Raw genomic sequence first — 26,542 nt, forward strand, 5'->3', positions numbered from 1 at the left:
GCCTGTTCCCGCTAGGCAGTCTTTTGAAGCACCAATACCGAGCGAGATGGAACACTTATCGTTTCGCCCGCTTTCACCACGACGTCGGTGGTCCCGGTGGCCTCCGAGGTGTCCAGAACCGCGCTCCACTCTTGCGCGTATTCGCCGTCCGGAACCGTGAACTCGATCGGCTTCTTGTGGGCGTTGAAACACAGCAGGAACGAATCGTCGACAACGCGCTCGCCGCGTGCATTGGGCTCCGGGATCGCGTCGCCGTTGAGGAACACCCCCACGAACTTGAAGCCGGAATTCCAGTCGTCATGCGACATCTCCTGACCGGCAGTGGTGAGCCAGGCGATGTCGCGCACCTGGTCGCCGGTGCGCAGCGGTTCGCCGTCGAAGAACCGGCGCCGCCGAAAGACCGGGTGCGCCTTGCGCAGTGCGGTCACGCTCTTGGTGAACTCCAACAACTCGGCGTGGGTTTCCTTGCACGTCCAGTCCATCCAGGACAGCGGTGAATCCTGGCAGTAGACGTTGTTGTTGCCCTGCTGGGTGCGGCCGATCTCGTCGCCGTGGGCGATCATCGGGGTGCCCTGCGAGAGCATCAGGGTGGCCAGGATGTTGCGCATCTGCTGATGGCGCAGTGCCATGATCGCCGGGTCGTCGGTCGGGCCCTCCACACCGCAGTTCCACGACCGGTTGTGGCTTTCGCCGTCGCGGTTGTCCTCGCCGTTGGCCTCGTTGTGTTTCTCGTTGTAGGACACCAGGTCGGCGAGGGTGAACCCGTCGTGGCAGGTGACGAAGTTGATGCTCGCGCTGGGCCGTCGGCCGGTCGCCTCGTAGAGGTCCGACGAGCCGGTCAGCCGGGAGGCGAACTCGCCGAGGGTCGCGGGCTCGCCGCGCCAGTAATCGCGGACGGTGTCGCGGTACTTGCCGTTCCACTCGGTCCACAGACCGGGGAAGTTGCCGACCTGGTAGCCGCCCTCGCCGACGTCCCACGGCTCGGCGATGAGCTTGACCTGGCTGATCACCGGATCCTGTTGCACCAGGTCGAAGAACGCGCTCAGTCGGTCGACGTCGTAGAACTCGCGGGCCAGTGTGGAGGCCAGATCGAAGCGGAATCCGTCGACATGCATCTCCAGCACCCAGTACCGCAGCGAGTCCATGATCAGCTGCAGGGTGTGCGGATGCCGGGCGTTGAGGCTGTTGCCGGTGCCGGTGAAATCCTTGTAGAACCGTTTGTCGTCGTCGAGCAGCCGGTAGTAGGCGGCATTGTCGATACCGCGGAAGTTGATCGTCGGACCCAGGTGGTTGCCCTCGGCGGTGTGGTTGTAGACCACGTCGAGGATCACCTCGATGCCGGCGTCGTGGAACGAGCGAACCATCGTCTTGAATTCGGCCACCGCACCGCCGGCATGCTGGGTGGACGAGTACTGGTAGTGCGGCGCGAAGAATCCGAAAGTGTTGTAGCCCCAGTAGTTTCGCAGTCCGAGATCCAGCAGACGGTGATCGTGCATGAACTGGTGTACCGGCATCAACTCGATGGCCGTCACGTTGAGGCTCTTGAGGTGGTCGATGACGGCCGGGTGACCCAGGCCGGCGTAGGTGCCGCGGAGTTCGTCGGGGATACCGGGATGGGTTTGGGTCATCCCCTTGACGTGCGCCTCGTAGATGATCGTCTCGTGGTACGGCGTTCGCGGCGGATGGTCGGAGCCCCACTGGAAGAACGGATTGATCACCACGCTGGTCATGGTGTGACCCAACGAGTCGACCATCGGTGGGGTGCCGCCGGACGCCAGGTCCTCGGCGCCCAGGTCGTAGGAGTACAGCGCCTGGCCGAACTCGAAGTCGCCGTGGAACGACTTGCCGTACGGGTCGAGCAGGAGCTTGCTGGGATCGCAGCGATGGCCGGCCGCCGGGTCCCACGGGCCGTGGACCCGGAAGCCGTAGCGCTGCCCCGGAGTGATCGTCGGCAGGTAGGTGTGCCAGACGAATCCGTCGACCTCGTCGAGGTTGATGCGCGTCTCGGTGCCGTCTTTGGCGATCAGGCAGAGTTCGACGGAGTCGGCGACCTCGGAGAACACCGAAAAATTCGTGCCGGCGCCGTCATAGGTGGCCCCGAGCGGGTACGGGGTACCCGGCCATCTGGTGACCTGCGCGGGTTCGCTCGATGCCATCGTTAGACCTTATCGACGTGGCGCTCGTGATGCGCAAGTTGTCACCACCACCGGGTGGCGGCCCCCAGCTGCTTGCCCAGTTCAGGAATCAACGTGCGCATGTACGTCGCGGAGATGTGATGAGAATCGTGGTAGATCAGCACATTTCCCTCCACGGCGCGGCACACGTCCGGACGGCACACCGCATCGCTGAGGTCGAGGATCCGCATCTGCGGGAACTGTGCCAGGAAGTCCAGGGTCTGATTGCGGTCGGAGAGCACGTCGGAGCGCTTGATCCCGCACGATTCCGCGTCGCCGCCCTTGGCCAGGCAGTCGGTCGGGAAGAACGGTTCGCCGTTGCGCACCAGCCACGGGGTGTCACGCATCGCCAGGATCGGAATGTTGTTGTCCGACAAGGTCTGCCAGATACCGATGTACGTCGCGGGCATCACATCGCCGGGCTTGATGTTCCACGGCCGGGTGGATGTGGTGAACACGAAGCTGGGGCGGTCGCTGATCAGCTTGGCCATCACCCGTTCATTCCACTCGTGGCAGTTCGGGTACGGCCGGTTGTCGCCCATCACCAGCGGTTCCTGCTCGGTGGTCAGCGGGCAGCCCATCTTCAGATACGTGACGATCTTGAAGTGGTGCATCTTGGCCAGCGCGTCCAACGCGGTGATCCAGTGCTCGGCATGCGATCCGCCCGCCAGGGCGATCGTTCGGGTCGCCGACAGGTCGCCGTAGGTGCAGTTGATGACCCCGACAGTGTCGAAATCGCTGATGCAGCCGTCGTTGGTGGATTCGGGCAGGTCGTTCTTCGCTTCGAGCACGGTGGGCCGCATCGGCAGCTTCGGCACCCGGGCGTGCTCGGTCAGCGCCCGCGCCCCCGGGTAACCGGCGGTCGAGAGCGTCACCAGCTCCCTGCCGTGCGAGCGCTGCACGGTGACGTGCTCGCGCCACGTGAACGACGTCGCCGTCAGCGCCACCCCGAGTAGCCCGACCGTGGTGCCCAGCGCGATCGTCGGCCTGCGCAGGCGGGTGCGCCACGGGATGCTGGGCTGCGGCGTCACCTGCGCCGCGGCATTGCGCCGGAATCGCAGCGGCTCCTCGACGAATCGCATGGTGAGGTAGGCCAGCACGCCGGAGATCGCGAGGATGACGGCGCCGTCGACGAAACCCGCCCGGCTGCCGTCGGTGTAGGCGAGCCAGAAGATCAGCAGCGGCCAGTGCCATAGGTACAGGGAGTAGGCCATCGCGCCGAGGGTCATCAGCGGGGCGGCCGACAACAGCCGGTTGGGCAGCGGCAGCCGGTCCCTGGTCGACGGCCGTGCCTGGCGGTTCGCCGCCGCCAGAATCATCAGCACGGTCGCACCGACCGGCACCAGCGCCCACGGACCGGGGAACTCGCGGACCCCGTCGATCAGCGCACCGCACGACACGATCGCGGCCAGCCCCACCGTGGCCGCCACCGTGCGCAGCCACATCGGCCAGCGGATGTAGGGAACCGCCGCGCCCACCAGAACACCGAGCAGAAGCTCCCAGGCGCGCGCGAAGCTGTTGTAGTACGCGGCTGTCTGGTCGTTGACGTGGAGCACGGTGGCAAAGGTGAATGACGCGATGGTGAGGCCGGCCAGCAAAGCCACGAACGTTGGCCGCAGTCGCTTGCCAAGCGGGCGCCTCAGCAAATATGCGAACGCGAAAATAAGGACAAGAAACGAGATGTAGAACTGGCCCTGAACAGACATCGACCAGATGTGCTGCAGCGGGCTGACCGCCTCACCGGCCCGCAGATAGTTGGACTCGGTCGCCGAAAGCTCCCAGTTCTGGTAGTAGCCGAGGCTCGCCAGGCTCTGGTCAGCAAAGGTCTCCCAGCGGGTCTGGGGCTGGATGAGAACCGTCAAAACGGCACCCGCGGCAAGCACCACGACCAGTGCGGGCAGCAGCCTGCGGACAAGTCGTCGAATCTCTGGCCAGGGCGACAGCGAAGAGTCGGGATTCAGTGCGGTGCGCAGTAGGGAGCCGCCGAAGAAGAAGCCGGAGAGCACCAGGAAGACGTCCACACCGCCCGAGACGCGCCCGAACCACACGTGGAACACCGCGACGAGGGCGATGGCCAACCCCCGCAGACCGTCGAGATCGTGACGGTAGAAGCCCGATTGCCGCGAACCCATCGCCGTGCGGGGAGCGGAGTCCGCCGGCGTCACTGCTGACGGGCGGGGCGGGCTGAGGGTGAACATGATCGGGAGTCAATCTACCCAAACCCGGTATTCTTCTCATCCGCAGCGAATGGCGCGTCGGGGCTACGAAATCCGTTGAGCAAACGCTCTCCGGCGCCGGATCTCACCTCGGCTAGGCTCACACAACGTGTCGGCGTTGACCCCCCACCAGATCAGCGAGATCGACGCCGCGCACATCTGGCACCCGTACAGCACGATCGGCGCCGAGGCCATGGCACCGGTGGTGGCCACTCGGGCCGACGGCGCGTGGCTGACCCTGGTTCGCGACGACACCGAGATCAGGGTGCTCGATGCGATGGCGTCCTGGTGGACTGCGGTGCACGGGCACGGCAACCCGGTGTTGGACGCGGCGCTGAGCCGTCAGTTGTCGACGATGAATCACGTCATGTTCGGCGGCTTGACCCACGAGCCCGCGGCACGTCTGGCGCAGCTGCTGGTGGACATCACGCCCGCCGGGCTGGAGACCGTGTTCTTCTCCGACTCCGGCTCGGTGGCCGTGGAGGTCGCGGTCAAGATGGCGCTGCAGTACTGGCGCAGCGCGGGCCGGTTCGGCAAGTCCAAACTGATGACGTGGCGTGGCGGATATCACGGCGACACCTTCACCCCGATGAGCGTCTGCGACCCCGACGGCGGCATGCACTCGCTGTGGAGCGACGTGTTGTCCCCGCAGGTGTTCGCGCCCCCGGTGCCGGGTGACTACGACCCGGCCTACGTCGCGGCGTTCGGAGACCAGCTGCTCGCGCATGCCGACGAGCTCGCCGCCGTGATCGTCGAACCGGTGGTCCAAGGTGCCGGCGGAATGCGATTCCACGACCCGCGCTACCTCACCGACCTGCGCGCGCTCTGCGACCGCGCCGGAGTGCTGCTCATCTTCGACGAAATCGCCACCGGTTTCGGGCGCACCGGCGAGCTGTTCGCCGCCGACCACGCCGGCGTCAGTCCCGACATCATGTGCGTCGGCAAGGCATTGACCGGCGGTTACGTCACGCTGGCGGCGACACTGTGCACGCTGGATATCGCGCGGACGATCAGTGGCAGCGATGCGGGTGCGTTGATGCACGGCCCGACGTTCATGGCCAACGCGCTGGCGTGTGCGGTGTCGGTGGCCTCAGTCGAACTGTTGCTCGCCCAGGACTGGCGCGCCCGGGTCGCCGAGATCGGTGCCGGGCTGGCTGAGGGGGTCGAGCCGGCCCGCGCGCTGTCGTCGGTGGCCGACGTCCGGGTGCTCGGTGCGATCGGTGTGATCGAGACACGGCAGCCGGTCGACCTCACCGTCGCCACCCCGGTCGCCCTGGACAACGGCGTCTGGCTGAGGCCCTTCCGCAACCTGATCTACGCGATGCCGCCGTTCATCTGCACTCCGGACGAGGTGGATCAGATCACCTCGGCGATGGTCGCCGTGGCGTGTGCACTGGGCTGAATAGCGCGACTCCTCACCCCTCGTGCCTCGGCGCTCGTCGTCACGCTAACCTGAACGGTGTTCAAGTAGCGTCGGAGGAGTGCCTGTGACCCGCGTCGGTCTTTCCCCACTGGCCTGGCTCGACACCGTCGAGCGGCAGCGCCGGGACGCCGGCCTACGCCGGTCGCTACGGACCCGGCCCGCGGTGGCCACCGAGCTGGACCTGGCCTCGAATGACTATCTGGGCCTGTCCCAGCATCCCGCGGTCATCGACGGTGGGGTGGGTGCGTTGCGCACGTGGGGTGCGGGATCGACCGGCTCGCGGCTGGTTACCGGAAACACCGAACTGCACGAGGAATTCGAAAGCGCCCTGGCTGATTTCGTCGGCGCCGAGGCCGCGCTGGTGTTCTCCTCGGGCTACACCGCCAACATCGGCGCCACCGTGGCGCTGTCCGGCCCGGGCTCGCTGATCGTGTCCGACGCGCTGTCACACGCCTCGCTGGTCGACGCATGTCGGCTGTCGCGGGCGCGGGTAGTCGTCGCGCCGCATCTCGACGTCGAGGCTGTCGAGGCAGCGCTGGCCGGGCGCGACGAAGAGCGGGCGCTGGTCATCACCGAATCGGTGTTCAGCACCGACGGCGCGCTGGCGCCGCTGCGCAGGCTCCACGAGGTCTGCCGCAGGCACGGGGCGCTGTTGCTGGTCGACGAGGCCCATGGCCTCGGGGTCCGCGGCACCGGCGGACGTGGCCTGATTCACGAGGCCGGATTGGCCGGTGCGCCCGACGTGATCATGACGACGACCATGTCGAAGTCGCTGGGCAGCCAAGGTGGTGCGGTGCTCGGCCCCGCCGCGGTGCGCGACCACCTCATCGACGCCGCGCGGACGATGATCTTCGACACCGGACTGGCCCCGGCGCCGGTCGGCGCCGCACTCGCTGCGCTCACCGTGCTGGTTGCCGAACCGGGGCGGGCCACCGCTGTGATCGACCGGGCCCGGGAGCTGGCCGAGATGTGTGACGTGCCAGAGGAGCCCGAATCTGCCGTCGTCTCAGTCATTCTCGGCGACCCGGAGATCGCGGTGGCCGCGGCGAGCGCCTGTCTGGAGGCCGGGGTGCGGGTCGGGTGTTTCCGGCCGCCGACGGTTCCGGCGGGCACCTCGCGGCTGCGGCTGACCGCGCGGGCGTCGTTGACCGACGAGGAGATGGACACCGCGCGCGAGGTTCTGTCCGCGGTGTTGGGGGCGCAGCCCCGATGAGCGTGCTGGTCGTCACCGGCACCGGGACCGGAGTGGGAAAAACCGTCGTGACCGCGGCGCTGGCCTGCCACGCGCGGGTGGCCGAACGGGACGTCGCGGTGTGCAAGCCGGTGCAGACCGGCACCGCCGACGGCGACGACGACCTCGCCGAGGTCGGCAGGCTCTCCGGCGTCACCGAACTGTTCGGCGTCGCGCGCTATCCGGATCCGCTGGCGCCTGCGGCCGCGGCCGACAGCGCAGGCCTGCCGCTGCCCACCACCGGCGAGCTGCTGAGCGTCATCCGCGATGTCGACCGGCCTGGCCGGCTGACGCTGGTCGAAGGGGCCGGCGGCCTGCTGGTGGAACTGACAGCCGACGGCGCGACGCTGCGCGACCTCGCGGTCGAACTCGCCGCGCCGGTGCTCGTCGTCGTCGAGCCGGGTCTGGGCACGCTGAACCACACGGCATTGACGTTGGAAGGCCTTGGTGCCAAAGGGCTTTCGTGCACAGGTCTGGTGATCGGCGCCTGGCCCGCGCAACCCGGCGCGGCGGAGAAGTCCAACCGCGAAGCGCTGGCCAAGCTCGCTCCGGTCCGCGCGGCGCTCCCGGCGGGAGTGGCCGCGGTGTCCCCGAATGACTTCGCGTTGTTCAGCGCTCGGGCGTTCGACCCCGACTGGGTCGCCGGCCTGATCTAGAGATGGCGCACTCGATTGAGCTGCTCCTGGATCAGCGGGCCGACGATGCGGTGCGGCACACGTGGCAGGCGCTGGCCGACGCCGGTCTGCCCAGTCAGCTGCGGGTCACGTCCGACACCAACCGCCCACACATCACGCTGATCGCCGCGGAACGGATCTCGCCCGACGTCGACGAGCGGCTGATGGAACTGGCCGATCTCTTCCCGCTCCGGGCTGTCATGGGCGCACCGCTGGTCTTCGGCACCGGGCGGATGACGTTGGCCCGGCTGGTGGTTCCGTCGGCGGCGCTGCTGGCGATGCACGACGAGGTCTACGACGTGTGTCTGCCGTCGGTGACCAGTGTCTTCGCCCACAGTGCGCCGGGCCGGTGGACGCCGCACGTCACGCTGGGGCGCCGGTTCACCCCGGCGCAAGCCGGTGACGCATTCGCATTGGTCGACGGGATCACCGTGGACATCCGGGCGAGCATCGTCGGACTGCGGCGTTGGGACAGCGATGCGCGAACTGACCGTGTGCTGATCAGTTGACCTGCGCGGCAATGCTTTTGGGAACACACATCTTCCAGCCGTCGATCACCAGTTCGCGTACCTCGTCGAGATCGACCGCATCAAGGCGGACGTGGATCCAGTTGTAGCGCATGTCCGACGGCCGGGGCAGTGCGAACTTGTCCGGCTCGGCCGCCACCATCGCCTCGCGTTCCTCCTTCGGGAACCCGACCCCCATCACGGTCTCGTCGCGGGAGAACGCCAGGAAGACCAGCCTGCCGGCCCGGAATGTGATCCGGTCGCGGACCACGGTTTCGTAGGCTCTCGGAAGGGCAAGTGCGATCGGGCGCACCTGGTCGACGGTGATCACACCGGCAGGCTGCGCCGCGCCGCGATGCCGTCGACCAGCAGCTGCACTCCGAAGCCGAACCGGCGGCTGGGGTCGGCGCCGAGCACGGATTGTTCGTCGGGGAGGTCGGCGCCGGCGGCGTCCCACTGCAGACGGGATTGCTCGTCGGCGGTGAAGCCCAGTACGTAGTAGAGGACGGTGCGGCCGGCGGTCACGGCGTGCCCGGTATCGACGCCCGCGGCGATCGCCGCGTCGGCCAGCCAGCCGAGGATCTGCGTCATCGCCTCCGACTGGCCCGCGGCGAAACTGGCGGACACCAGCTCGGCGCCGTCGGTGTGGGAGAGCAGGGCATCGCGCAACTGATCGCAGATCGCCTCGACGCGCACACGCCAGTCCCCAGGTACGTCGTGGATACTGCCCAGGATTCGGTCAGCCACCGCGCCGAGCAGTTGCTGCTTGTTGGCGAAGTGCCAGTACAGCGCGCCGGGGGAGACCGCGAGCTCGCGGGCCAGCCGCCGCATGGACAGGTCGGCCATGCCGTAGTTGTCCAGCAGTGTCGTCGCCGCATCGACCACGTCGCGTTTGTGGAGCTGCACACGCGTAGCCTAGCCTGAACACTGTTCAAGTTGGCGAACGCAGGAGGACAAGCCGGTGACGCAGGCAGCGACGGACGTATTGGCACTGGCGCGCGAGCAGGTGCTCGAGCGCGGCGAGGGTCTGTCCCGCGATCAGGTGCTCGAGGTCTTGCAGCTGTCCGACGATCACCTCGAAGACCTTCTGGCCCTGGCCCACGAGGTCCGGATGAAGTGGTGTGGGCCGGAGGTCGAGGTCGAGGGCATCATCAGCCTGAAAACCGGTGGCTGCCCGGAGGATTGCCACTTCTGTTCGCAGTCCGGTCTGTTCGCCTCGCCGGTGCGCAGCGCCTGGCTGGACATCCCGAGCCTGGTCGAGGCCGCCAAGCAGACCGCCAAGTCCGGCGCCACCGAGTTCTGCATCGTGGCCGCCGTCCGCGGACCCGACGAGCGATTGCTGGCCCAGGTGGCCGCAGGCATCGAGGCGATCCGCAACGAGGTCGACATCCAGATCGCCTGCTCGCTGGGGATGCTCACCCAGGAGCAGGTGGATCGTCTCAAGGAGATGGGCGTCCACCGCTACAACCACAACCTGGAGACCGCGCAGTCCTACTTCCCGAACGTCGTCACCACCCACTCGTGGGAGGAGCGGTGGGGAACCCTGGAGATGGTCCGTGAGGCCGGCATGGAGGTGTGCTGCGGCGGCATCCTCGGCATGGGGGAGACGCTCGAGCAGCGCGCCGAGTTCGCCGCGAACCTCGCCGAGCTCGATCCGCACGAGGTGCCGCTGAACTTCCTGAACCCGCGCCCGGGCACCCCGTTCGGTGATCTGGAGGTGCTGCCGGCGTCCGAGGCGCTCAAGGCCGTCGCCGCGTTCCGTCTGGCTCTGCCGCGCACCATGCTCCGGTTCGCCGGTGGCCGGGAGATCACGCTCGGCGACCTCGGCGCCAAGCAGGGCATCCTCGGTGGCATCAACGCCGTGATCGTCGGAAATTACCTGACCACGCTGGGTCGCCCGGCTGAGGCCGATCTCGAGCTGCTCGAAGATCTGCAGATGCCGATCAAGGCTCTGAACGCCAGCCTGTAGTGGCGATGGTCGGACAGCTGCCCGCACCGGTGAGTGCCGGGGTCTACAACGTCTACACCGGGGAGCCCGCCGGCAGCGTCGTACCCACCGCCGCGCAGCTCGGACTCGAGCCACCTCGCTTCTGCGCGGAGTGCGGGCGCCGGATGGTGGTCCAGGTGCGTCCGGACGGCTGGTGGGCCAAGTGCTCGCGCCATGGCCGGGTCGACTCCCACGATCTGGAGGACCAGCGGTGAATCTCGAACCACAGCAACGTATTTCACGTCGCCGCGCCGCAATCGTGGTGGTCGTCGGGTTGACCCTGGCCGGTGCGGTGATCGGCGCGGTGTGGTCGGTGCTGGCGCCGTCGGCGCATGGCGTGGTGGCGTTGACCCGCTCGGGTCAGCGGGTGCAGACCTACCTCGGCAGCGAGTCCGATCACCTGTTCGTGGCGGCGGCATTGCTCATCGGGTTGCTGACGTCGATGGCGATCGTGGCGGCGGTACTGGTGTGGCAGTGGCGTGCGCATCGCGGGCCGCTGCTGGCGACGGCGCTGTGGGTGGGTTCGATAGCCGCCGCCGGCGCGGCTGCGGGCGTCGGCGCGCTGCTGGTGAGCTGGCACTACGGGCCGGTGCCGTTCGACACGGCTCCGGTGACCCCGGACAACCGGATCTTCTACTACTCCGAGGCGCCCCCGGTGTTCTTCGCGCACGGGCCGTTGCAAATCGCGACGACGCTACTGTTCCCGGCCGCGATCGCGGCGCTGACGTATGCCTTGATGGCGGTGGCCACCCCGCGTGACGATCTCGGTGCCGTGCCGCCGATGGACCGGATCTCCGCTTAGAGCCGGGCCCCTAGAGCCGGGCCCTCACAGTGGTCGGAACGGAACCCGGCCGCCGGACACCACGCGCGCGACGATCCCGCCGAGGCGCCACATGCCCGCGTAGGTCATGGGATTGAGCAGCGTCGGCCACTTCGTCCGCACGATGTGCTCGTCGATCGGACGTTGGGCGAACCGGTCGGTCAGCCAGCGCAGCGTCATCGGCGCCGACATCGGGTGCAGCAGCATGTGCTCGCTGAACATGTCGCGGTGGTAGGTCACCCGCGCCCCGCCCGCGGAGTAGGTGTGCACCAGGTCGTCGATGTCGTCGACGTCGATCACCGAGTCGTGGACCGCCTGCACGATCAGTACCGGGAGGTCGGGCACCGCCTTGCCGAGCTTGATGTTGTCGAAGACGTGCTGGACTTCCGGCGTCGCCAGGATCTCTTCCAGCGGTGGGTGCACCAGGTCGTCGAAGTCGGTGCGGAACAACCGGATGACGGCCTCCGCGGTGGTCATGTTCTCGAGGCGGCGCAGCAGGGCCAGCCCGTCCTCGGTGGCGTTCTGCTCGATCACCCGGTTCAGATCGGGATAGGTCTTGGCCAGCGCGGCCACCACGAGCGCGGGCAGAGCGGCCAGGTAGGAGCCGTTGAGCCGGCGGAACGTGTGGCCGAGGTCGCCGACCGGCGAACCCAGGACGGCGCCGACGATGTTCAGTTCGGGTGCGTAGTCCTCGTGCACCTCGGCCGCCCACGCGGTGGCGAGCCCGCCGCCGGAGTAACCCCACAACCCGACCTGGCTGTCCGCGGCGAGTCCGAACGCCTCGAACCCGAGCGCTGCCCGCACCCCGTCGAGGACGGCGTAACCGGGTTCGTAGGGGGCACCCCAGATACCGGCCGGCCCCTCGTGGTCGGGGACCGACACCACCCAGCCCTCGGCGAGGGCCGCCGCGACGAGCAGGTACTCGAGCTGCGGCAGCGAGCCGACGGCTTTGGCGTGCCTGCGCATGGCGTAGGAGGGGAAGCAGCGCGAGGCCACCGCGTCGATGGCGCACTGATATGAGACGACGTTGCGGACCTGGTCAGGGGTGTGGCCGGTCGGGATGAGCACGGTGGTGACGGTGGCCTGCGGCAAACCGTTGTGATCGGTGCTGCGGTACAGCAGCTGGGTGGCCCGCACCCGCTGCGGGATCAGCCCGAGAAAGCCCAGCTGGACGTCACGGGAGCGCAGCACGGTGCCCGGCTCGGCGTGTTCGAAGCCGGCGGGCGGTTCGTAGAACGGGTCATCGGCCGGAAGCTGCGGATGCGCACCACGCTCGAGTTCCTCGTGCGGGGCGCGGCCGATCCATTCGGGGCTCGGCGCCCCGGCGCTTACCGGATGCATTCCACCCTTTCTACCTTAAGAATGGTCTAAGAAGCCAGCCGACTCACCCGGGTGGCCGAAACGCGGCAAACTCGTCGGTCACCCTCAAATGCGAGTCGGTGAAGCGATAGAGCGCCGCCGGGCGCCCGCCGCTGCGGCCCGGATGGGCCGTCGTCCCGGTCGGCGTGATGACGCCGCGGCGCGCGAGCACCCGCTGCAGATTCGTGGCGTCGACCTGATAGCCCAGGGCGGCGCCATAGATGTCACGTAGCGTCGAGAGCGCGAATTCCCTTGGTGTCAAGGCGAATCCGATATTGGTGTAGGACAACTTGGCGACCAGCCTGGTGCGGGCGTATTCCACCATCGGGGCGTGGTCGAAGGCCATCTCCGGCAGGGCGTTGACCGGATGCCAGCGGGTGTCCGGCGGTAGTTCAGGGGTGGCGACCGAGGGGACCAGCCCGAGAAATGTCGAGGCGATCGTGCGAACACCGGGCACGCGGCCCGGATCGGAGAACACCGCGAGCTGTTCCAGGTGCGCGATCTCGCGGACGTCGACCTTCTCGGCGAGCTGGCGTCGCGCGGAACTGATCAGGTCCTCGTCGGCGCGCAGCCTGCCGCCGGGCAACGACCACTTGCCCCGCTCGGGCTCCAGGCCGCGCTGCCATAACAGCACGTTAAGGGCCGGTGTACGTGAGTGGACGTCGCCAACCTGGAATACGACGGCGAGTACTTCGTGTTCGGTGCTAGTATGAGGCACGTTTTCGATTATAAGTCGAAAACCTCGGGAGCAAGACAGGAGGCGGAAATGACCGTCTTGGATCGTGCAGACGCCGTCGACGGTGCCACTGGTGCCGGGCTTATCGCTCGCATCACCGATGGACCCGGTGGTTACACCGGGGTGAACGGTGACGAGGAATGGGCCGCCGAGATTCGCCGACTGGCGACCTTGCGAAACGCGACCATCCTGGCGCACAACTACCAGCTGCCGGCCATTCAGGATGTCGCCGATCATGTCGGTGACTCGCTGGCACTGTCCCGGATCGCCGCCGAGGCCGCCGAAGAGACGATCGTGTTCTGCGGTGTGCATTTCATGGCCGAGACCGCCAAGATCCTGAGCCCCGAGAAAACGGTGCTGATCCCGGATCAGCGCGCCGGGTGCTCACTGGCCGACTCGATCACCGCCGAGGAACTGCAGGCCTGGAAGGACGAGCACCCCGGTGCGGTCGTCGTCTCCTACGTCAACACCACCGCGGCCGTGAAGGCTCTCACCGACATCTGCTGCACCTCGTCCAACGCCGTCGAGGTGGTGGCCTCCATCCCGGCTGACCGCGAGGTGCTGTTCTGCCCCGACCAGTTCCTCGGCGCGCACGTCCGCCGGATGACCGGCCGGACCAACCTGCACGTCTGGGCCGGCGAGTGCCACGTGCACGCGGGCATCAACGGCGACGAACTCGCCGACCAGGCTCGCAGCCACCCCGACGCCGAGTTGTTCGTCCACCCCGAATGCGGTTGCGCCACATCGGCGTTGTATCTGGCCGGTGAAGGCGCCTTCCCGTCGGACCGGGTCAAGATCCTGTCCACCGGCGGCATGCTGGATGCCGCCAAGGCATCTCACGCCAAGCAGGTGCTGGTCGCGACCGAAGTCGGCATGTTGCACCAATTACGCCGTGCCGCACCGGAAATCGATTTCCAGGCCGTGAACGACCGGGCGTCGTGCAAGTACATGAAGATGATCACCCCGGCTGCACTGCTGCGCTGCCTGGTCGAGGGTGCCGACGAGGTCGACGTCGATCCCGAGACTGCCCGGCTGGCCCGCGCCAGCGTGCAGCGGATGATCGAGATCGGCCAGCCCGGCGGCGGGGAATGACGCGCTCCTTCGCCTGCGGAGCCGGCGCCGCGGGTGTGGACTGGCAGCAGCGCGCCGATGTCGTGGTGATCGGCACCGGGGTGGCCGGCCTGGCCGCCGCCCTGGCCGCGCACCGACAAGGCAGTCGCACAGTCATTCTGAGCAAGGCACCCGATACCGCGACGTTCTACGCCCAGGGCGGGATCGCGGTGGTGCTGCCGCACACCGACGACTCGGTGGACGCGCACGTCCGCGACACCCTGGCTGCGGGTGCCGGCCTGTGTGACCCCGATGCGGTGCGGTCGATCGTCGCCGACGGGTATCGCGCGGTTGCCGACCTGGTCGACGACGGCGCCCGGTTCGACGAGAGCTCGCCCGGTCGGTGGGCGCTGACCCGTGAGGGCGGCCACTCGCGGCGGCGCATCATCCACGCCGGCGGTGACGCCACCGGAGCCGAAGTGCAGCGGGCGCTCGACCATGCCGCCGCCACCCTGGACATCCGGCGCAATCATGTTGCGCTGCAAGTCCTCAACGATGGCGCGACGGTCACCGGCGTGCTGGTCCGCAACGCCGACGGACTCGGTATCGTGCACACTCCGTCGGTCATCCTGGCCACCGGGGGTCTGGGCCACCTGTATCGGGCGACCACCAACCCGGAGGGCTCCACCGGCGATGGCATCGCTCTGGCGCTGTGGGCCGGCGTCGGCGTCACCGACATCGAATTCGTCCAGTTCCACCCGACCATGCTGTTCGACCGCAATGCCTCCGGACGCCGTCCGCTGATCACCGAGGCGCTGCGCGGCGAAGGCGCGGTGCTGCGCGACGCCCGCGGCGAATCGGTCACGGCGGGGGTGCATCCGCTGGGCGATCTCGCCCCGCGCGACGTGGTGGCCGCGGCCATCGAGGCGCGGCTGCGGGCGAGCGGCGACGAGTGCGTGTTCCTCGACGCACGCTCCATCGACCGGTTCGCGCAACGCTTCCCGACGGTCACGGCGGCCTGCCGCGCCGCGGGCATCGACCCCACCCGCCAGCTGATTCCGGTCGTCCCGGGCGCGCATTACAGCTGCGGCGGGGTGGCCACCGACGTGTCCGGCCGGACCGAACTGCCCGGCTTGTTCGCCGCAGGCGAGGTGGCCCGAACTGGCATGCACGGCGCCAACCGGCTGGCGTCCAACAGCCTGCTCGAAGGCCTGGTGGTCGGTGGCCGCGCCGGGCAGGCCGCCGTCGAGCACGCCCGAGACGCAGGCGTGCCGGTGGCGAAAGTCGATGAGCGGCAACATCATGCGCTCGACCGAACGGTGCTACAGACGGCGATGAGCGAGTTCGCCTCGGTGGTCCGCGACGCCGCCGGCCTGCAGCGGCTCACCGACCTGCTCGGCGACGCCGAGCCCACCCGGATGACCACCCGCGCAGCAGTCGAGGACGTCGCACTCACAGCCACCGCCCGCGCGGTGACCACGGCGGCGCTGGCGCGCACCGAATCCCGCGGCTGCCACCACCGCGGCGATCACCCGGACACCGATCCGGCACAGGCGTTCAGCCGCACCCTGCACGGCGACCACGCGGCGGCGTGCCTGCGATGAAACTCACCGACGACGAGCGTGCGGAAGCTCGGATCACGATCCGGCGCGGCCTCGACGAGGACCTGCGCTACGGACCCGACGTCACCACCCTGGCCACCGTGCCCGAGGATGCCGGCACGGTCGCCGCGCTGGTGTCCCGGGAGGCCGGCGTCGCCGCCGGGATCGACGTGGCGCTACTGGTTCTCGACGACGTGCTCGGTCAGGACGGTTATGAGGTCGTCGACCGGGTGGAGGACGGCACCCGGCTGGCGGCCGGTGCGGCCCTGCTTCGGGTGCAGGCGCCGACGCGGGGGCTCCTGACCGCCGAGCGGACCCTGCTGAACCTGGTGTGCCACCTGTCGGGGATCGCCACCGCCACCGCGGCCTGGGTCGACGCCGTCGACGGCACCAAAGCCAAGATCCGCGACACCCGCAAGACCCTGCCGGGGCTGCGGGCCCTGCAGAAGTACGCGGTGCGGGTGGGCGGCGGCGCCAACCACCGGATGGGCTTGGGCGACGCCGCGCTGATCAAGGACAACCACGTCGCCGCCGCCGGCTCGGTGGTCGCCGCGCTGCGGGCCGTGCGCGCGGCCGCGCCGGATCTGCCGTGCGAGGTCGAGGTGGACACCCTCGAGCAACTCGACGACGTGCTCGCCGAAGATGTGCAGCTGATCCTGTTGGACAACTTCCCGGTATGGCAGACCCAGATCGCGGTACAGCGGCGAGACGCCAACGCCCCCGGCGTCCTACTGGAATCCTCGGGAGGCCTCAGCCTGGAGTCCGCCGCCGACTACGCCGGGACCGGGGTCGACTTCCTTGCCGTGGGCGCGTTGACCCACTCGGTACGGGTCCTGGACGTGGGTCTGGACCTCTAGGCGATATCGGCGACGAACGCGCCGACACCGCGCTTCACGCCGCGGCGGGCAACCCCGGGCAGGGACGGGTCGTCGGTGCCCGCGGGTACCACCCGAGGGTTCACCAGATGCAGGGTCTTGCGGCCGTGCCGGATATCGGCCTCGCCGGCGGCGAGGATGTTCTTGACCCAGTTGGTCTTGCCGTGGCCGAGCATGACGGCCAGGGTGTCACCCTTACGGAAGGCAGAGACCACGGTCTCGTACTGCTTGCCCGAGGTGCGGCCGCGATGGGAGATGACCGACATCCCCGGCATGAACTTCGCCAGCGGTTTAACGGCCGGATTGAAGTACTTGATCTGGAAGTTCTCGAACCAGACCGGGAACTTCATCGGCACACCGGGGGCGTTGTTGGGGTGATCCTTGGTCGACATGGCGCTCACGTTAGGCGGCTGCGCCCCGCCGCACCAGGGACAGCACCACCGCCGCCGCGGCGAACAGGCCGGAGAACGTCCGGTTCATGGCTCGCTGCTGGCGCGGTGTGCGCAGCCACCGCAGTAACCGGGATGCCAGCCCGGTGTAGGCGCCCATCACCACCAGGTCGACGACGACCATCGTCGCCCCGATGGCCAGGTACTGCGGCAGCAGCGGTGCGGTCGGCACGACGAACTGGGGGAGCACCGCCAGCAGGAACACCAGCCCCTTGGGGTTGGTGACATTGACCAGACAGCCGCGCACCAGCAGGGACATCCGGCCGCCGTTGGCGGTGGTGTCGAGTTGTTCGCCCAGGTCGAAGGGCCTGCTGCGCCATTGGCGGACGGCCAGATAGATCAGATACGCCACGCCGATCCACTTGATCACCGTGAACGCGACGATCGACTGGGCCACCGCCGCGCCGAGCCCGACCGCCACTGCGACGAGTTGCAGCATCAGGCCGATCTCCAGGCCCGTGATGCTCCAGTAACCACGGCGCAGACCGTGCGCCAGACCGGTCGCCATGGACTGGATTGCCCCGGCCCCGGGAGAGACACTGATCGCTATCGCGGCGCCCACGAAGGCCAGCCACAGCTGGAATTGCATAGTCGCAGTATCCGGGCCGGTGGCGGCCGCATCCAATCGATTTTTATTCGGGTGCACCGATCGGGGACAATTGATCCGATGACCAGCTTCGCCATGAACCGGATCGACCTGCGCGGCCGCGCGCTGACCGCCGCCTCGCTGCGTGCGGCGCTTCCGCGCGGTGGCGTGGACGTCGACGCCGTGGTCCCCAAGGTCCGGCCGATCGTCGACGACGTCGCACAGCGCGGTGCCGTCGCGGCACTGGAGTACGGCGAGAAGTTCGACGGGGTGCGTCCCCAAACCGTGCGGGTGCCGGTCGCCGCGCTCGGCGAAGCGCTGGCTGCCTTGCCCGCCGATGTGCGCGCCGCGCTCGAGGTGGCGATCGATCGCACCCGCGCCGTGCATGCCGATCAGCGGCGCACCGACACCACCACGCTGTTCGACTCCGGCGCGTCGGTCACCGAGCGCTGGGTGCCGGTGGAGCGAGTGGGTCTCTACGTGCCGGGCGGCAACGCCGTCTACCCGTCCAGCGTGGTGATGAACGTCGTGCCCGCGCAGACCGCCGGTGTCGACTCACTGGTGATCGCCAGCCCGCCCCAGGCCGGCCATGGTGGTCTGCCGCACCCGACGATCCTGGCGGCGGCCGCGCTGCTCGGCGTCGAAGAGGTGTGGGCGGTCGGCGGCGCGCAGGCCGTGGCACTGATGGCCTACGGCGGCACCGACACCGACGGCGCCGAGCTGGCACCGGTCGACATGGTGACCGGACCGGGCAACATCTATGTGACCGCCGCCAAGCGAATCTGCCGCTCGCAGATCGGGATCGACGCAGAGGCCGGGCCCACCGAGATCGCGATCCTCGCCGACCACACCGCCGACCCGGTGCATGTCGCCGCCGATCTGATCAGCCAGGCCGAGCATGACGTGATGGCCGCCAGTGTGCTGGTGACCGACAGCACCGAGCTGGCGCAGGCCACCGAAGCCGAGCTGGCCGTACAGCTCGAGACCACCAAGCACCGGGAGCGGGTGACCGAGGCGCTGCGCGGGCGCCAGTCCGGCATCGTGCTGGTCGACGACGTCGACACCGGGGTGCGGGTTGTCAACGCTTATGCGGCAGAGCATTTGGAGATCCAGACCGTGAATGCCAACGAGGTGGCCGGCCGCATCCGCGCGGCCGGTGCGATCTTCGTGGGGCCGTGGTCGCCGGTCAGCCTCGGCGACTACTGCGCCGGGTCGAATCACGTGCTGCCCACCGCGGGTTGCGCCAGGCACTCCAGCGGGCTGTCGGTGCAGACCTTCCTGCGTGGCATCCACGTCGTCGACTACACCGAGGCGGCGCTCAAAGACGTGTCGGGGCATGTGATCACACTGGCGAAGGCCGAGGACCTACCGGCTCACGGTGAGGCGGTCCGCCGGAGGTTCGAACGGTGACAACTATCCCCGGTGCCGGCGTGACGCTGGCGGATCTGCCGCTGCGCGACGACCTGCGCGGCAAATCCCCCTATGGCGCGCCGCAACTCGACGTCCCGGTGCGGCTCAACACCAACGAGAACCCGCACCCGCCGAGTCCGGCACTGGTCGAGGACGTCACGCGTTCGGTGCAGGCGGCCGCAGCCGAACTACACCGCTATCCCGACCGGGATGCCGTCGCCCTGCGCGCCGACCTGGCCGCCTATCTTCGTGACCAGACCGGGGTCGAGATCGCGGAGGAAAACGTCTGGGCGGCAAACGGATCGAACGAGATCCTGCAGCAACTGCTGCAGGCGTTCGGTGGACCGGGCCGCAGCGCGATCGGTTTCGTGCCGTCGTACTCGATGCACCCGATCATCTCGAACGGAACGCAGACCGAGTGGGTCGAGTCGGTGCGCGCGGCCGATTTCAGCCTCGACGTCGACACGGCAGCGACTGTGATCGCCGCCCGCGACCCCGACGTCGTGTTCGTCGCGAGCCCCAACAACCCGTCGGGCCAAAGCGTTCCGCTCGACGACCTGCGACGGCTGCTGGACGCCATGCACCACGGCATCATGATCGTCGACGAGGCCTACGGTGAGTTCTCCAGCCAGCCGAGTGCGATCGCGCTGATCGAGGAGTACCCCTCGCGGTTGATCGTGAGCCGCACCATGAGCAAGGCGTTCGCGTTCGCCGGCGGCCGGCTCGGGTACCTGATCGCCGCCCCGGCGATCGTCGACGCGGTACTTCTGGTCCGGCTGCCCTACCACCTCTCGGTGGTCACCCAGGCCGCCGCCCGCGCCGCCCTGCGCCACGCCGACGACACCCTGGGCAGCGTCGCGACGCTGATCGCCGAGCGGGAGCGGGTCAGCGCCGCGCTGACCGAGTACGGTTTCCGCGTCATTCCCAGCGACGCCAACTTCGTGCTGTTCGGCGAATTCGCCGACGCCGCACGGGCATGGCAGCACTATCTCGACGACGGCGTCCTGATCCGCGACGTCGGGATCGCCGGATTCCTGCGCACCACCATCGGGTTGGCTGAGGAGAACGACGCCTTCCTGGCCGCCAGTGCACGGCTGGCCGCCTCCGAACTGGCCCACCTAGGAGCACCATGACCCGCATCGCAAAGGTCGAACGCAAGACCCGCGAATCCGACATCGTCGTCGAGCTGAACCTCGACGGCACCGGGCAGGTCAGCGTGCACACCGGTGTGCCGTTCTTCGACCACATGCTGACCGCGCTGGGCACCCACGCGAGTTTCGACCTGTCGATCTCGGCCACCGGCGATGTCGACATCGAGGGCCACCACACGATCGAGGACACCGCGATCGTGCTCGGCACCGCGCTGGGTCAGGCGCTCGGCGACAAGAAGGGCATCCGCCGCTTCGGCGACGCCTTCATCCCGATGGACGAGACGTTGGCCCACGCCGCCGTCGACGTCTCCGGCCGCCCGTACTTCGTGCACACCGGTGAACCCGACTACATGGTCGACTTCACCATCGCCGGCTCCAGCGTGCCGTACCACACCGTCGTCAACCGGCACGTGTTCGAGTCGCTGGCGTTCAACGCCCGCATCTCGCTGCACGTGCGCACGCTGTACGGCCGCGACCCGCACCACATCACCGAGGCGGAATACAAGGCGGTGGCGCGCGCCCTGCGACAGGCGGTCGAGCCCGATCCCCGGGTTTCGGGCGTGCCGTCCACCAAAGGCTCACTGTGACAGTTAGATCCGTCGTCGTCCTGGACTACGGCTCGGGCAACCTGCGCTCGGCGCAACGGGCGCTGGAACGCACCGGGGCCGACGTCGAGGTGACCGCCGACGCGCAGCGTGCGCTCAACGCCGACGGCCTCGTGGTGCCCGGCGTCGGCGCGTTCGAGGCGTGCATGGTCGGCCTGCGCGGCATCGGGGGCGACCGCATCATCGCCGAGCGGGTGGCCGCGGGCCGGCCGGTGCTCGGTGTGTGCGTGGGCATGCAGATCCTGTTCGCCCGCGGCGTGGAGTTCGGGGTCGAGTCGCAGGGCTGCGGGCAATGGCCGGGGTCGGTCACCCGGCTCGATGCGCCGGTGATCCCGCACATGGGCTGGAACGTCGTGGACGCCGCACCGGACAGCGTGCTGTTCAAGGGGTTCGACCCCGACACCCGGTTCTACTTCGTGCACTCCTATGCGGCACAGAAGTGGGAGGGCGCACCAGATGCGAAGCTGACCTGGGCCAGCCATCACGTACGCTTCCTGGCCGCGGTCGAGGACGGTCCGCTGTCGGCGACACAATTTCATCCGGAGAAAAGCGGTGACGCCGGTGCGGCGTTGCTGACCAATTGGGTTGAGGGGCTGTAAGAGTGCCACTGATTTTGTTGCCTGCCGTCGACGTGGTCGAGGGCAAGGCGGTCCGTCTGGTGCAGGGTAAGGCCGGCAGTGAGACCGAGTACGGCTCGGCGCTGGACGCCGCACTGACCTGGCAGCGCGACGGCGCCGAATGGATCCACCTGGTGGACCTCGACGCCGCATTCGGTCGCGGCTCCAACCGTGAACTGCTGGCCGAGGTGGTCGGCCAGCTCGACGTGAATGTCGAACTGTCCGGCGGGATCCGCGACGACGAGTCGCTCAAGGCGGCGCTGGCGACCGGCTGCACCCGGGTCAACATCGGCACCGCGGCGCTGGAGAACCCGCTGTGGTGCGCCGCCGCGATCGCCGAATACGGCGACCGCGTCGCAGTCGGGCTGGACGTGCAGATCGTCGAAGGGGAGCACCGGTTGCGTGGCCGCGGCTGGGAGACCGACGGCGGCGATCTGTGGCATGTGCTGGAACGCCTGGACAGCGAGGGGTGCTCGCGGTTCGTGGTCACCGATGTCACCAAGGACGGCACGCTCACCGGACCCAACCTCGACCTACTCGAAGGCGTCGCCGAGTGCACCGACGCGCCCGTGATCGCCTCGGGTGGCGTGTCCAGCCTGGACGACCTGCGCGCGATCGCGACCCTGGTCGGCAGTGGGGTCGAAGGCGCGATCGTCGGAAAGGCGCTCTACGCCGGCCGATTCACGCTGCCGGAGGCGCTTGCCGCGGTGAGCCAGTAGTGGACCTCGACACCCTGGTGGCCCAGGCGGCAGTGATTCTGGATGAGGCGTCCACACCGTTCATCGCCGGGCACCGGGCCGACTCGGCCGTGCAGAAGAAGGGCAACGACTTCGCCACCGAAGTGGACCTGGCCATCGAACGCCAGGTGGTCCAGGCCTTGGAGAAAGCCACCGGCATCGGCGTGCACGGCGAAGAGTTCGGCGGCGCCCCCATCGACTCCCCGCTGGTCTGGGTGCTCGACCCGATCGACGGCACGTTCAACTACGCCGCCGGATCGCCGATGGCCGCGATCCTGCTGGGTCTGTTGCGGGACGGTGAGCCTGTCGCCGGGCTGACCTGGCTGCCGTTCACCGACCAGCGCTACAGCACGGTGGTGGGCGGCCCGGTGTACTACAACGGGAAAGCGCAGCCCCCGATCGGGCACGGCGAGATCGGGCAGTGCGTGATCGGCATCGGAACGTTCAACGTCGACTGGCGCGGGCGTTTTCCCGGCCGCTACCGGCTGGCCGTGCTGGAGAACCTGAGCCGGGTGTGCTCGAAGCTGCGCATGCACGGCGCCACCGGCGTCGACTTCGCCTATGTATCGTCCGGAATCATGGGTGCGGCAATCAGTTTCGGTGATCACATCTGGGATCACGCCGCCGGAGTCGCGCTGGTGCGGTCGGCCGGCGGAGTCGTCACCGATCTGTCCGGTGAGCAGTGGACGCCGTCGTCGCGGGCCGCGCTGGCCGCCGCCCCCGGCGTGCACGAGCGCGTCATGGAGATCCTCGACAAAGTCGGTCCGCCGGAGAATTACCTCTGATGGACGTCGCGGTGCGTGTGATTCCCTGCCTGGACGTCGACGCCGGCCGGGTGGTCAAGGGTGTGAATTTCGAAAATCTGCGGGATGCAGGCGATCCCGTCGAACTGGCCGCCGTCTATGACGCCGAGGGTGCCGACGAGCTGACCTTCCTGGACGTCACGGCGTCCTCGTCGGGCCGCGCGACGATGCTCGATGTGGTGCGCCGCACTGCCGAGCAGGTGTTCATCCCGCTCACCGTCGGCGGTGGTGTGCGCTCGGTGGCCGACGTCGACATGCTGTTGCGCGCCGGGGCCGACAAGGTCTCGGTGAACACCGCCGCGATCGCCCGCCCCGAGCTGCTGGCCGAATTGTCCCGGCAGTTCGGCTCGCAGTGCATTGTCCTGTCGGTGGATGCCCGCACGGTGCCGGCCGGATCGGCGCCGACGCCGTCGGGCTGGGAGGTCACCACGCACGGCGGCCGGCAGGGGACCGGTATCGACGCGGTCGAATGGGCAAGACGCGGAGCCGAATTGGGCGTCGGCGAGATCCTGCTGAACTCGATGGACGCCGACGGCACCAAAGCCGGATTCGACCTGGCGATGCTGCGCGCGGTCCGCAAGGCGGTCACGGTCCCGGTGATCGCCAGCGGCGGCGCCGGCGCGGTCGGCGACTTCGCGCCCGCCGTCGCCTCGGGTGCCGATGCGGTGTTGGCGGCCAGCGTCTTCCATTTCGGCGAGCTGACGATCGGTGAGGTTAAGGCGGCGATGGCTGCGGCAGGAATTACCGTTCGATGAGCCTCGACCCGGATATCGCCAAGCGGCTCAAGCGCGACGCCAACGGACTGTTCGCCGCGATCGCGCAGGAGCGTGGCAGCGGTGACGTGCTGATGGTCGCCTGGATGGACGACGAGGCGCTGGCCCGCACGCTGGAAACCCGCGAGGCGACCTACTATTCGCGCTCCCGCGGCGAGTACTGGGTCAAGGGCGCGACCTCCGGGCACACCCAGCACGTGCACTCGGTGCGGCTGGACTGCGACGGCGATGCCGTGCTGCTGCAGGTCGACCAAGTCGGCGGGGCGTGTCACACCGGTGACCACAGCTGCTTCGACGCCGACCAGATCCTGGCGCCTGAGTAACGATCCTCCGGTGGGTCGGTCAGCGAGCCCGCGGAACCGACTGAGGGTAGGTGAACAGGCCATCCGGATCCCAGGTCGCCTTCACCGTGCGCAGGCGCCCAAGGTTGTCGCCGTAATAGGCGGTGGCCCAGTCCGGTAATTCAGGGTCGGGGAAATTCTGGTAGGAGCGACCGGTGGTGTGCGGCAGCAGTGTCTCCCACAGTTCCTCTTCCCACCCTCGGATGTCGTCGGGGATGGCGGTTACCGGCGTGCCCGGAGTGGGCGGAGTGGGCCAGCCGGCCGACATCTCGACCAACACCTGCGCACGGCGGTGAACATATGCGGTCGCAGCGGCGTCGACGTCATGCACCGCTCCGCCGACCCAGCCGTAAAGTCCCATCGCGCCATAGCGTTCGGCGCCTGCGGGAAATCGCTCGACGACGTCGAGAGCCGCCGACAGGACCTCGCCGGACAGGAAGTCGTCGGCATAGAGTGAACGATCCCAGAAGGAGTACGCCGACGACGGTGGCGTCACGTACCAGCCGTAAGCGTCCCACCAGCTCCGCTGGGTGATGTCGGCGCGGACGCCGGGGGTCGCCAGCAGCCGGGTCAACAGGTCGCGGGCGTTCCTCTCGTCGGTGAGTATCTGCGCTGTCAGTACCGCCTCGACTCCGTCTTGACTGTGGCCGAGATAGAGATTGCCGGTGGCGACGCGTTCGGCCTGGTGGCGAAGTTCCTGAAACGCCAGCGCTGTCGCCAGCGCGGCATCGCGGCCGGCGACGACGATCTCGGCTGTGGTGACCGGGGTGACCGGGACTTCGACGAGTTCGAACTCCAGGTCGGTCACGACGCCGAAATTGCCGCCGGCGCCACCACGAAGCGCCCAGAACACATCCGCGTTCTCAGCTCCACTCGCCGTCACGATGTCACCGGCAGCAGTGACGAGCGTGACTTTGCGTAAGCGGTCTGCGGTCAGTCCGGCCCACGGCGCGTTCGGCCCGATTCCGCCGCCGAGAGTCAGTCCTGCCACACCGACACCCGGACAGTTCCCGCCGGGCAACAGAAGTCGGCCCCCGTCGGTCCGCGGCAGCAGTGCGGCGAGATCGGCGTTGCGCACTCCAGCGCCCACACGCAGAGAGTTGCCGTCCACCGTCGCTGCGTTCATCGACCGGGTGGAAATGAGCAGCCCGTCCGTACTGGATGCGCGAGCGTAGTTATGCCCGCCACCGCGAATCGCGAACGGGGTGTTGGTGTTCCGTGCCCAGCGGACAGCAGTTGCGACATCCTCGGCATCGGCGCACAGGGCCAGTGCCGTCGGCACCGTGGCCGCGAAGCGAAGATTGCGCGGGGTGGTCAACGGCGCGAAATCCGGCTGTCCGGGCCGCAACAGCTGGCCACGCAACCGGTTCCGCAGATCCGCCCAGGCGTTGGCCGCCGTCGCGGAATCGGTTCGGGTCGCCGCACAGGACACCGCAACGCCTGCGGCCGCGACGCCCACCGCAGTCAGCAGTTCGCGACGCGTGAGGGCGCTCATGGTGCCGTCAGCTCCCGCACCACCACGATGGGGCCACACCGAAACCGGTTGCCCCGCGGGCCCCCGACGCCCTCGTCACTCCAGCACGATAACCCCGGCCACCTGACCAGTGGCGTCAAACGGAGAACTAGACGTCGATCGCCGTGGCCTTGGCCCGCGCGGTCCAGCGGCCCTGTTGATAGCCGACCGCGATCGGGTGCGAGAAGGCGGTGGTGACGTTGTCAGTCGAAATCGTCTCGCGCGCCGGACCGCTCGCCACGGTGCGCCCATCGGCGATCAGCAGCGCGTGGGTGGTGGTGGTCGGCAGCTCTTCGAGGTGATGGGTCACCAAGATCGACGCGACGTCAGGATGCGTGTGGTCGAGGCTGTCGATGGTCTCCAGCAGCTGTTCGCGGGCCGCGACGTCCAGCCCGGTCGTCGGCTCGTCGAGCAGCAGCAGCTCGGGCTCCGAAACCAGTGCTCGCGCAATGAGAGCGCGGCCCCGCTCGCCCTGTGACAGCGTCGGCCACACGTCGTCGGACTTACGGCTCATCCCCACCGCGGCGATCATGGCGTCGGCGTGCTCGGCCTGCTCCGGGCTCGGTGTCCAGCGCATCGGCAGGTCGATCGTGGCGGTGATGCCGGTGAGCACCACATCGCGCACGGTCAACGGATACTGAAGGCGGTGGCGGGGATTCACGTATCCGATCGAACGGCGCAGCGCGGCCAGATCGGTACGGCCCATCTGGCGGCCGAGCACCGTGACCGTACCCGTGGTGGGGAACGTCTCTGCGGCGCAGAAGCCGAGCAAGGTGCTCTTGCCTGCACCGTTGGGGCCGAGCAGCGCCCAGTGCTCGCCGCGCTCGACCGTAAGCGATATCCCGTCGATGATCTGCTTGCCGTTGCGGCGGAACGTCACATCCGACAGACGCAGAATCGACACC

The 26,542-nt window shown here is 68.5% G+C and carries 28 protein-coding genes; 18 read left to right on the forward strand and 10 right to left on the reverse strand.

Translation table 11 applies throughout. The annotated features are described in order from the left end of the window. Positions 1–11: 11 nt before the first annotated feature. Positions 12–2,156 (reverse strand): glycogen debranching protein GlgX, encoded by a 2,145-nt coding sequence (gene glgX / locus G6N32_RS12385; RefSeq protein WP_115319855.1) that lies wholly within the window; start codon positions 2,154–2,156, stop codon positions 12–14. 41 nt (positions 2,157–2,197) lie between these two features. Further along, positions 2,198–4,372 (reverse strand): acetyltransferase SucT, encoded by a 2,175-nt coding sequence (locus tag G6N32_RS12390; protein ID WP_115319856.1) that lies wholly within the window; start codon positions 4,370–4,372, stop codon positions 2,198–2,200. Between the two features lie 127 nt (positions 4,373–4,499). Here G6N32_RS12390 and G6N32_RS12395 point away from each other — a divergent pair, with 127 nt between their 5' ends. The 4 genes from G6N32_RS12395 to G6N32_RS12410 all read left to right on the forward strand — a co-directional run bounded on the left by G6N32_RS12395 (position 4,500) and on the right by G6N32_RS12410 (position 8,227). After that, complete coding sequence (locus G6N32_RS12395) at positions 4,500–5,792, forward strand: adenosylmethionine--8-amino-7-oxononanoate transaminase (protein ID WP_115319857.1); 1,293 nt, start codon at positions 4,500–4,502, stop codon at positions 5,790–5,792. A gap of 85 nt (positions 5,793–5,877) precedes the next feature. Next, positions 5,878–7,026: an 8-amino-7-oxononanoate synthase gene (locus G6N32_RS12400; protein ID WP_115319858.1), complete on the forward strand. Its 1,149-nt coding sequence runs from the start codon at positions 5,878–5,880 to the stop codon at positions 7,024–7,026. Further along, positions 7,023–7,700 carry a dethiobiotin synthase gene (bioD, locus tag G6N32_RS12405; protein ID WP_115319859.1) on the forward strand — a complete coding sequence of 226 codons (678 nt, stop codon included), beginning with the start codon at positions 7,023–7,025 and terminating at the stop codon, positions 7,698–7,700. Before G6N32_RS12400 ends, bioD begins: the two co-directional genes overlap by 4 nt. 2 nt (positions 7,701–7,702) lie before the next feature. Continuing rightward, a complete protein-coding gene (locus G6N32_RS12410) occupies positions 7,703–8,227 on the forward strand; it encodes a 2'-5' RNA ligase family protein (protein ID WP_115319860.1) in 525 nt (174 codons plus the stop codon). On the opposite strand, the gene G6N32_RS12415 is transcribed toward G6N32_RS12410, so the two are convergent. Then, a complete protein-coding gene (locus tag G6N32_RS12415) occupies positions 8,220–8,555 on the reverse strand; it encodes an MmcQ/YjbR family DNA-binding protein (protein WP_115319861.1) in 336 nt (111 codons plus the stop codon). The genes G6N32_RS12410 and G6N32_RS12415 overlap by 8 nt on opposite strands. Beyond that, positions 8,552–9,130: a TetR family transcriptional regulator gene (locus G6N32_RS12420; RefSeq protein ID WP_115319862.1), complete on the reverse strand. Its 579-nt coding sequence runs from the start codon at positions 9,128–9,130 to the stop codon at positions 8,552–8,554. Before G6N32_RS12420 ends, G6N32_RS12415 begins: the two co-directional genes overlap by 4 nt. A 55-nt stretch (positions 9,131–9,185) precedes the next feature. On the opposite strand from G6N32_RS12420, the gene bioB reads away from it, so the two are divergent. The 3 genes from bioB to G6N32_RS12435 are packed head-to-tail and all read left to right on the forward strand — an operon-like array spanning position 9,186 to position 11,013. Next, positions 9,186–10,193 (forward strand): biotin synthase BioB, encoded by a 1,008-nt coding sequence (gene bioB / locus G6N32_RS12425; protein WP_036337710.1) that lies wholly within the window; start codon positions 9,186–9,188, stop codon positions 10,191–10,193. Positions 10,194–10,198: 5 nt separating this feature from the next. Next, positions 10,199–10,426, forward strand: coding sequence for a biotin synthase auxiliary protein BsaP (bsaP, locus tag G6N32_RS12430; RefSeq protein WP_102807762.1), 228 nt, complete (start codon positions 10,199–10,201; stop codon positions 10,424–10,426). Next, on the forward strand, positions 10,423–11,013 hold the full coding sequence (locus tag G6N32_RS12435) for a DUF2567 domain-containing protein (RefSeq protein ID WP_115319863.1): 591 nt from the start codon (positions 10,423–10,425) through the stop codon (positions 11,011–11,013). The genes bsaP and G6N32_RS12435 overlap by 4 nt, the downstream gene beginning before the upstream one ends. Positions 11,014–11,037: 24 nt before the next feature. Here G6N32_RS12435 and G6N32_RS12440 read toward each other — a convergent pair whose 3' ends face one another. Next, positions 11,038–12,372 carry a lipase family protein gene (locus G6N32_RS12440; RefSeq protein WP_115319864.1) on the reverse strand — a complete coding sequence of 445 codons (1,335 nt, stop codon included), beginning with the start codon at positions 12,370–12,372 and terminating at the stop codon, positions 11,038–11,040. Positions 12,373–12,415: 43 nt separating this feature from the next. Beyond that, the gene (locus tag G6N32_RS12445; protein WP_115319865.1) at positions 12,416–13,108 is read right to left on the reverse strand and encodes an NUDIX hydrolase; all 693 of its coding nucleotides are present in this window, start codon (positions 13,106–13,108) and stop codon (positions 12,416–12,418) included. 48 nt (positions 13,109–13,156) lie between these two features. On the opposite strand from G6N32_RS12445, the gene nadA reads away from it, so the two are divergent. Genes nadA through nadC form a run of 3 tightly spaced genes read left to right on the forward strand, consistent with a single transcriptional unit; the run spans position 13,157 to position 16,634 of the window. Continuing rightward, a complete protein-coding gene (gene nadA, locus G6N32_RS12450; RefSeq protein ID WP_115319866.1) occupies positions 13,157–14,218 on the forward strand; it encodes a quinolinate synthase NadA in 1,062 nt (353 codons plus the stop codon). Beyond that, positions 14,215–15,780, forward strand: a complete 1,566-nt coding sequence (locus G6N32_RS12455; protein WP_115319867.1) for an L-aspartate oxidase — start codon at positions 14,215–14,217, stop codon at positions 15,778–15,780. The genes nadA and G6N32_RS12455 overlap by 4 nt, the downstream gene beginning before the upstream one ends. Beyond that, positions 15,777–16,634: a carboxylating nicotinate-nucleotide diphosphorylase gene (gene nadC, locus G6N32_RS12460; protein WP_115319868.1), complete on the forward strand. Its 858-nt coding sequence runs from the start codon at positions 15,777–15,779 to the stop codon at positions 16,632–16,634. The genes G6N32_RS12455 and nadC overlap by 4 nt, the downstream gene beginning before the upstream one ends. On the opposite strand, the gene G6N32_RS12465 is transcribed toward nadC, so the two are convergent. After that, a complete protein-coding gene (locus tag G6N32_RS12465; protein ID WP_083120525.1) occupies positions 16,631–17,044 on the reverse strand; it encodes a nitroreductase family deazaflavin-dependent oxidoreductase in 414 nt (137 codons plus the stop codon). The genes nadC and G6N32_RS12465 overlap by 4 nt on opposite strands. A gap of 10 nt (positions 17,045–17,054) precedes the next feature. Next, entirely contained in the window at positions 17,055–17,690 is a 636-nt protein-coding gene (rhtB, locus tag G6N32_RS12470; RefSeq protein ID WP_115319869.1) for a homoserine/homoserine lactone efflux protein, read from the reverse strand. 78 nt (positions 17,691–17,768) lie between these two features. On the opposite strand from rhtB, the gene hisD reads away from it, so the two are divergent. The 8 genes from hisD to hisI are packed head-to-tail and all read left to right on the forward strand — an operon-like array spanning position 17,769 to position 24,106. After that, on the forward strand, positions 17,769–19,097 hold the full coding sequence (hisD, locus tag G6N32_RS12475; protein WP_163789246.1) for a histidinol dehydrogenase: 1,329 nt from the start codon (positions 17,769–17,771) through the stop codon (positions 19,095–19,097). Between the two features lie 5 nt (positions 19,098–19,102). Continuing rightward, positions 19,103–20,230: a histidinol-phosphate transaminase gene (locus G6N32_RS12480; protein WP_115321118.1), complete on the forward strand. Its 1,128-nt coding sequence runs from the start codon at positions 19,103–19,105 to the stop codon at positions 20,228–20,230. Next, positions 20,227–20,835 carry an imidazoleglycerol-phosphate dehydratase HisB gene (gene hisB / locus G6N32_RS12485; RefSeq protein WP_115319870.1) on the forward strand — a complete coding sequence of 203 codons (609 nt, stop codon included), beginning with the start codon at positions 20,227–20,229 and terminating at the stop codon, positions 20,833–20,835. Before G6N32_RS12480 ends, hisB begins: the two co-directional genes overlap by 4 nt. Continuing rightward, positions 20,832–21,452: an imidazole glycerol phosphate synthase subunit HisH gene (gene hisH, locus G6N32_RS12490; RefSeq protein WP_115319871.1), complete on the forward strand. Its 621-nt coding sequence runs from the start codon at positions 20,832–20,834 to the stop codon at positions 21,450–21,452. Before hisB ends, hisH begins: the two co-directional genes overlap by 4 nt. A 2-nt stretch (positions 21,453–21,454) precedes the next feature. Then, on the forward strand, positions 21,455–22,189 hold the full coding sequence (gene priA, locus G6N32_RS12495; protein WP_115319872.1) for a bifunctional 1-(5-phosphoribosyl)-5-((5-phosphoribosylamino)methylideneamino)imidazole-4-carboxamide isomerase/phosphoribosylanthranilate isomerase PriA: 735 nt from the start codon (positions 21,455–21,457) through the stop codon (positions 22,187–22,189). Then, a complete protein-coding gene (locus G6N32_RS12500; protein ID WP_115319873.1) occupies positions 22,189–22,992 on the forward strand; it encodes an inositol monophosphatase family protein in 804 nt (267 codons plus the stop codon). Before priA ends, G6N32_RS12500 begins: the two co-directional genes overlap by 1 nt. After that, positions 22,992–23,765 carry an imidazole glycerol phosphate synthase subunit HisF gene (gene hisF, locus G6N32_RS12505; protein WP_115319874.1) on the forward strand — a complete coding sequence of 258 codons (774 nt, stop codon included), beginning with the start codon at positions 22,992–22,994 and terminating at the stop codon, positions 23,763–23,765. Before G6N32_RS12500 ends, hisF begins: the two co-directional genes overlap by 1 nt. Beyond that, positions 23,762–24,106: a phosphoribosyl-AMP cyclohydrolase gene (hisI, locus tag G6N32_RS12510; protein WP_115319875.1), complete on the forward strand. Its 345-nt coding sequence runs from the start codon at positions 23,762–23,764 to the stop codon at positions 24,104–24,106. The genes hisF and hisI overlap by 4 nt, the downstream gene beginning before the upstream one ends. 19 nt (positions 24,107–24,125) lie before the next feature. Here hisI and G6N32_RS12515 read toward each other — a convergent pair whose 3' ends face one another. Both G6N32_RS12515 and G6N32_RS12520 read right to left on the reverse strand, forming a co-directional pair. Further along, the gene (locus G6N32_RS12515) at positions 24,126–25,619 is read right to left on the reverse strand and encodes an FAD-binding oxidoreductase (protein WP_115319876.1); all 1,494 of its coding nucleotides are present in this window, start codon (positions 25,617–25,619) and stop codon (positions 24,126–24,128) included. A 127-nt stretch (positions 25,620–25,746) separates the two neighbouring features. Beyond that, positions 25,747–26,541 (reverse strand): ABC transporter ATP-binding protein, encoded by a 795-nt coding sequence (locus G6N32_RS12520; RefSeq protein WP_115319877.1) that lies wholly within the window; start codon positions 26,539–26,541, stop codon positions 25,747–25,749. Between the last annotated feature and the right edge of the window lies 1 nt (position 26,542).

The sequence above is a fragment of the Mycolicibacterium aichiense genome, assembly GCF_010726245.1.
Lineage (GTDB): Bacteria > Actinomycetota > Actinomycetes > Mycobacteriales > Mycobacteriaceae > Mycobacterium > Mycobacterium aichiense.